The organism is Terrimonas sp., from assembly GCF_003075435.1.
GTDB lineage: Bacteria > Bacteroidota > Bacteroidia > Chitinophagales > Chitinophagaceae > Agriterribacter.
Window position 1 is genome coordinate 120,242 of record NZ_QCZJ01000017.1, and the last position, 6,599, is coordinate 126,840.

5 protein-coding genes are annotated in these 6,599 nt (G+C 38.1%); all 5 read left to right on the forward strand.

Going from position 1 to position 6,599, the window contains the following annotated elements; all coding sequences use genetic code 11:
• Positions 1-3 precede the first annotated feature (3 nt).
• Positions 4-1,260, forward strand: coding sequence for a DUF4374 domain-containing protein (locus DC498_RS17630; protein WP_116875470.1), 1,257 nt, complete (start codon positions 4-6; stop codon positions 1,258-1,260).
• Between the two features lie 329 nt (positions 1,261-1,589).
• Positions 1,590-2,285, forward strand: a complete 696-nt coding sequence (locus DC498_RS17635) for a DUF4198 domain-containing protein (protein ID WP_116875471.1) — start codon at positions 1,590-1,592, stop codon at positions 2,283-2,285.
• A gap of 246 nt (positions 2,286-2,531) precedes the next feature.
• Positions 2,532-5,027, forward strand: coding sequence for an alpha-L-rhamnosidase-related protein (locus DC498_RS17645; protein WP_116875473.1), 2,496 nt, complete (start codon positions 2,532-2,534; stop codon positions 5,025-5,027).
• Positions 5,028-5,123: 96 nt separating this feature from the next.
• The gene (locus tag DC498_RS17650; RefSeq protein WP_116875474.1) at positions 5,124-6,038 is read left to right on the forward strand and encodes an AraC family transcriptional regulator; all 915 of its coding nucleotides are present in this window, start codon (positions 5,124-5,126) and stop codon (positions 6,036-6,038) included.
• Between the two features lie 104 nt (positions 6,039-6,142).
• Positions 6,143-6,599, forward strand: a 457-nt coding sequence (locus DC498_RS17655) for a carboxypeptidase-like regulatory domain-containing protein (protein ID WP_206197674.1), incomplete at its 3' end; no start/stop codon positions are given.

Consider the following 6,599-nt stretch of genomic DNA (forward strand, 5'->3'; position numbering starts at 1 on the left):
AAAATGAAAAAGTACAATTATGTATGGTGTTCACTCCTGATGAGTGCACTGTTCTTTGCATGTAAAAAAGACAATAATCCTTCACCCGATCCTGATCCAAATGATCCTGAAAAAGGAAGATTTGTAGTAGCAGCATTGCCTATTGCCGGTACATCACAGGCTGATTATTTGTTAACTACAGCTACGCTCGACAGCGGCACTATTTCTACAACCGGCAATGGAATAGAGCAGGATGGCACATACCGTTACTACACAACTTCAGGTAATAAATTTTTCAGCATGTTGTATGGACAGGGGAACCCCGGCGCCGTAACCATATATAATCTTGATGGGCAGAGTAAGCTTCAAAAGTTGAGTAATTTTCAATCAGAAACAGTGCAGGCTTTTGCACCGGTTGATAATGATATATTAATGGTGAAAATGGGAAGAAGTGTAACAAGTTCTGTGAGCCGTTGGTACCAGGTTAGTACAGATAGTCTGGTAATAAGAGGTGAAGGACAGTTTGATGCGCTTGATTTGGCCGGTAACGGAGAATTGGCTGAGTTTAGCTGGATACAGCAGGTTGGCAATAAAGTATTTGCTCCTTATTTCTGTATTAAAGGCACAACTGATGGTGGCTGGACTACCAGTTATCCTGACAGCGCATGGATTGCTGTATTTTCTTATCCTGATATGCAATTAGAAAAAATAATCAGGGATAACAGAACAAGCTCTATTGGACTGTATTTTCAAAACGGACTTGCAGTAGTGGGTAATGGTGATGTGTATGCATTTTCTCCAGCTAATACTGTTGGTAAATCAGGTACGGAGCAATTCTTTAATTCAAGTAAACCATCTTCCATTACGCGTATAAAATCCGGAACAACTGAATTTGATCAAACCTATTTATTTAATGTGGAAGCTGTATCTGAAGGCGCTTATATTGCCGGATGGACTTATGTAGGTAACAATACCGTGGTTGCTGCTTTAAATCCAAAAGATAAAAAAAGCCAGTGGCAGGGTGCTGACAGGTTTGCAATTATTAACCTTGAAACCCAAAGTTTTAAATGGGTAACAGGTATACCTGATGCTGCAAGTATTGCGGATTTTTCTATGACAAACTATTCTCCGGGAAATGGCATTGCCTATATTGGTATTACCACAACAGATAATAAGAGTGTGGTGTATAAAATTGATGCAGCAAATGCTACAGCTACACCCGGGTTGGAGGTTACAGGTGGTATCATTACTGCTATTCAATGGGTGCCTTACGAAAATTAAAAACATATATTTTTTACAGTAGTAACAAGAGCAACAGTGGCTATAATATCTGAAAGGCAGGAGCGACCATAAGGTAATGCTCCTGCCCGTAAGATGATGCGGGAATATAGAATTGTATTATATACCATTGAATGAAGGTGTTGCGTACCTTGATCTTCATAGTAATTAAGAATCTAAATAAGGTAAGCCGCTACGCGGCGAAATATAAATCTGCTGTGTATTTGTTTTACTACCTGAATAACCCGGCAACACTTATACGCTAAATGAAATTGTGTATACAGCGTCTGCCGGTTCAATAAAAATCTTTCTAAGCTTTAAAAATATATTTAATGAAGAAACTATTTGTTAGTACAGCTATGCTGCTGTTAAGCATCAGTATATATGCCCACGCATTATGGATTGAAACCAATGCCACCGGAAAAAAAGGACAACAACAGGATGTGAAAATATTTTATGGAGAATATGCGGAATTCTCTCCCGAAAAAGTAAAAGACTGGTATTCTGATGTAAAAGATTTTACATTATGGCTGGTAGCGCCGGATGGGCAAAAAAAGCAATTGACTACCTCACCGCAGGAAGATCATTACACAGCATCATTTACGCCAGATAAAGACGGCGTATACACTTTGCAGGTAAGCCATAGTGCAAAAGATCTTGGCAGAACTACGGTATATCAATTTAATACCAGCGCTATAGTTGCTGTGGGCAAAAATGAAACGGCTGATGTTAAGCATAACTTAAACCCGTTAAAATTTCAATTAAAAGCGGGTAAAGTAAATGAACCTGTAACCATACAGGCATTTTATAAAGATGCCGCTTCGGAAAAAATGAGCGTTACTGTTTTTTCTCCTAAAGGATGGACAAAACAGGTAGAAGGCAAAGATGGTGTAGCTGAATTTGTGCCGGAATGGAAAGGGAAATATATGATAGAAGTATCAAGAAGTGACGATGAAAAAGGTGAACATCATGGTAAAGAGTATACCGGTATCTGGCGCTGCGCTACTTACCTGGTGGAGATAAAGTAAGTAATATTTTCTTTTTAATAAAACCGGATATCATATATCTGATATCCGGTTTTTTGTTTTATTAACGTAATCCGTATCAGCATTACCTGCAAATAGCACAGAACAAAAAGGGAAAGGATTTTTTCCTGCCTGATGATTATTGTAACATGATTTATAAGCAGATGTATCAAAAAGTACAAAAAAATGAATATTTTGGTATCTCCCTGATTGTTGTTCCATCGTATCTTTAGTCCAAACCACTTCAACATGTTTGCCAGGCTAATTGTTTTAACGGTAGCAAATCTTTCTATTCATCTTACGGTATTTTGCGGGCACGGGCATGTGAATGAAAAAATAGTTCATAATAAAGCGCATCGTACAATTGCCATAACCGTGCAGAATGGTGATATGAAAATGTTGATTGACTATTCTAAGGGTTGTTCAATAAAGCGTTTGTCGATTAAAGGTAAAAATACATTATCGCCTTCAGGAGTAGTCACAGGTATAAAGGGGAGTAATATTGTTTATACATCAGAAAAGCTTTCGGACTCACCACTTGTTCAGATAAATAATAACGTAATTAATATCAGCAGGATTAATTATGGTGAAGATATCAGCATACAGGAGACATGGATATTTGAAGTTGAAGAAGAAGGTATAACATGGGAATTGAGAAGATCATATGCTGATAGTTTTGATGCTGAGGAAATGTACTTTCCTAAATGGAATTTTGCTGACCTGTCTGTTTGGAAAGGCGGAATAATTGATAATGGCGGGATGGTATGGTGTAAATATTTAAAAAATATAAATGATAGCTATGGTGTACATACGGGGGGCACAACCTACTGGAACGATAGCTCAGGTGATGGCTTATCTATTCAGGGAATAGGTTTAGCAGGAACGCAAATTGCAAGTCAATATTCTCATAGCCCTCAGGGTGAGTTTACCTGTACCCAGTTCGTAACAAATACATCGCTTACACAACGTCACCACCTTAACCGGTTTGTATCAAAAAAGCCAAATGTTTTTGCCCCGTTTAAAGTAGAAAAAGGTGAAATATCTGCCCGTTTCACCATAAAGTATATAGATTACTTTAAATTATATGACCGGGGAGATTTAAAGACAATTAATGCTGCTGCAGTAAGAGAATTACTTAATACTACAGCCCGGTATGGCGTTGTTGACAATAATATTGTTGGAGGAAACGGGTGGCTTACCAATTGGAAATGTATTCATGAACCTTTTTTTGCGCAGATCGCAACTGCTTTGGCAGACAGCAACTATACAAAAAACCTTTCGTCAACGCTTGACCAGGAAAGAGATATGGCCATTCTCCCGGATGGACGTGTACTTTCTCGGTGGCACAATGAGCCTGGAGATGAAATACCCGGCACTTATAATGCAACTGGCTATTATGAAGCAATGTGGGGTTATACAGTGGATTCTCAAACCGGTTATGTAATTAACGTATGTGAGCAGTTCGATAATACAGGTGATGTTAAATGGCTGGAAGGTCATAAAAAAAGTTGTGAGAGTGCATTAAACTGGCTTATAAGGAGAGATGAGAATAATAACGGAATATTTGAAATGGTTAACAGGAATATTGCTGAAAAGAAAGCCAGCGATTGGATTGACATAGTGTGGGCCGGTTATGAAAATGCGTTTGTGAATGCACAGATGTATGCAGCGCTTCAAAAATGGGTGGAGTGTGAGCGTATATTAGGAGATCATGATGCGGCTAAAAGATACAGGCAAATTGCATTGCGGCTTAAAAATGCGTTTAATAGACCTGTTGAAGAAGGAGGTTTTTGGTCAGAAGAGAAGAAGCAATATATATACTGGAGAGATGATGATGGAAGCATCCATGGCGATAACCTGGTAACTCCGGTAAATTTTATGGCTATAGGTTTTGATATATGCGATGATCCTCGAAGAATAAAAAACATAGTGGAACAAATTGAAAAACGTACGTCTGCAGAAAATTTGTTTCATTGGCCGCTTTGTTTTGATTCATTCAGGGAGGAAGAGGTACATCGTAATAACTGGCCGTTTCCGAAGTATGAAAATGGTGATATCTTTCCTACCTGGGGATATTTGGGGGTCAGATCATATGTAAAGTATGATAAGCAACTTGCGCTTAAGTATGTTAGCAATCTCCTTCACCAGTATGAGCAGGATGGGCTTTCTTCGCAACGATATAGCAGGACAACGGGAAAAGGCCTTGGCACAGACATTCTTTCTGGTATCTGTACGGGAATAACAGCTTTGTATACTGATATCTATGGTATTCGGCCGCGGTGGAACAGGCTTGTAATTACCCCGGGACTTACTAAAGAACTTGATGGAACAAAATTCTCATATCCAATGCGGAATAATCGTTATGATATTTTGTTGTATCATAACCAATACAATGTTTCAGATGGATTTCATAGTGTTACCTCAAACAGCAGCTTTGGTATAAGCAGCAGCGGTGATGAATTGAGATTCTTTCCCGGTGATCAGGATACTGCTTTTCTTTCTGTTAAAAGGCAGGATAGTAAAAATGCATCCCTGAATATTTCGCAATGGGATGATGATGGCATTACATTTATATTAAAAGATGCAGACCAATATTACCTAGCATTAAATGGCTTGCAACCTTCTTCAGATTTCAGTGTTTCTATAGGCAAAACAAAACAAAAAATGCGGTCCGGAGAGAATGGTGCACTTACCTTTAAAGTATTACTTAAAAAAAACATGATTATCAGGATTGTTAAGCTGTAATGAATGCATTGAAAGCTGGTAAAATAAATGTTGAATGTATTTTAATTTTAACGTTCGGCAAACATTCCTGATCATGCCTAATGATAAATGTGTTATATGAATAGTAGTTTCTTTAAGTATCTTAATGTAAGCACCAGGGAAGAAAAATGGGGTATGTACGTTACTACTGTTGGTTATTCCAAGGTGGAGCCCCATGAAGAATATCCTAACCAGAAGCATCCTAATAGTCACGTTCTTACCTGGAACAGGGGCAGGATATTGAATGATTTTTATTTGATATTTATTTCAAAAGGGAAAGGTGTTTTTTGTTCCTCTCTCACTGAACCGAAGGAAGTTGAAGAGGGAACCTGCTTTTTCCTGTTCCCGGGTATTCGTCACCGTTACAAGCCTGATGCACGTTCAGGATGGGAAGAATATTGGGTTGGTTTTCACGGTTATTATATAGAGCAATTGATGAAACAGCATTTTTTTGATCCTCATCAGCCTTGTTTTCATATTGGCTTAAATAAAGAATTGCTGATACTTTTTAATCAAATGCTGGATGTTGTGAAATCATCTTTTGTTGGTTACGCTCAGCAAATTGCCGGTATTACATTGCAGATTCTTGGATTGATCAGTACGCTGTCCCTTAATGAGCAAAGCAGCGGCAATCCTTTGGAAAAACTCATTTCAAAGGCCAAATTTCTTATGCAGGAATCTGTTGGAGGTACTGTAGATATGGAGCATATTGCATATCAATTACCTATGGGCTATTCCGCTTTCAGAAAAAATTTTAAAAAGCTTACGGGATATTCTCCTAATCAGTATCATTTGAATTTGCGCCTGAGCCGGTCAAAAGAATTGCTGGAATCAACAACCCTTAGTATTGAAGAAATAGCTGATCAAACCGGGTTTGATTCTATATATTACTTTTCTAAGATGTTCAGAAAAAAGACAGGTGTTTCTCCTAATTTATATCGAAAGCAATTTTTTGAATCGTCTGCATCATATTCTCCTTTCCTGAAAAAGTAGCAAAAAGTATAAAACTTGTTTCGTTTTGGTTTTGGTTATGGGGGTATCGGCATAGTAATTTTGGTTAATTGAATTAGTTATTGTAAAACCAAAATTACTTGCATATGAAGAAAGCTAAAAACTTCTTTAGCCACTATTCGGGAATGTGGCTGGTACTCATTGTATTCATTTTTAGTCACATTACTTCTTACGGTCAGGATTTTTTGAAAATATCCGGCATTGTTGCTGATTCAGCGAGCGGTAATCCTTTATCAGGGGTTACAGTGACGGTACAGGGTACAACCAAAGCAACTAAAACCAACAATGCAGGCGCCTATACTATTGAAGCCTCAAAAGGATCCACATTGATATTTAGTTATACCGGTTATAATGCACATAGCGCAATAGTGAACGATGATAATGATCTTAATATAACACTGGGTGCAGTATCCCAGAATTTGAGTGAAGTAGTAGTGGTAAGCTACGGTACGCAGAAAAAGCGTGAGATCACGGGAGCAATAGCCAATATAAACGGTAAAGAATTAAAAGATATACCGGTTACGAATGTCGGTCAGAAACTCC

Excerpts from the sequence above, each read along its gene's own strand:
- DC498_RS17635 (WP_116875471.1), top strand. The coding sequence starts at position 1,590 with ATGAAGAAACTATTTGTTAGTACAGCTATGCTGCTGTTAAGCATCAGT.
- DC498_RS17630 (WP_116875470.1), top strand. The coding sequence starts at position 4 with ATGAAAAAGTACAATTATGTATGGTGTTCACTCCTGATGAGTGCACTG.
- DC498_RS17645 (WP_116875473.1), top strand. The coding sequence starts at position 2,532 with ATGTTTGCCAGGCTAATTGTTTTAACGGTAGCAAATCTTTCTATTCAT.
- DC498_RS17650 (WP_116875474.1), top strand. The coding sequence starts at position 5,124 with ATGAATAGTAGTTTCTTTAAGTATCTTAATGTAAGCACCAGGGAAGAA.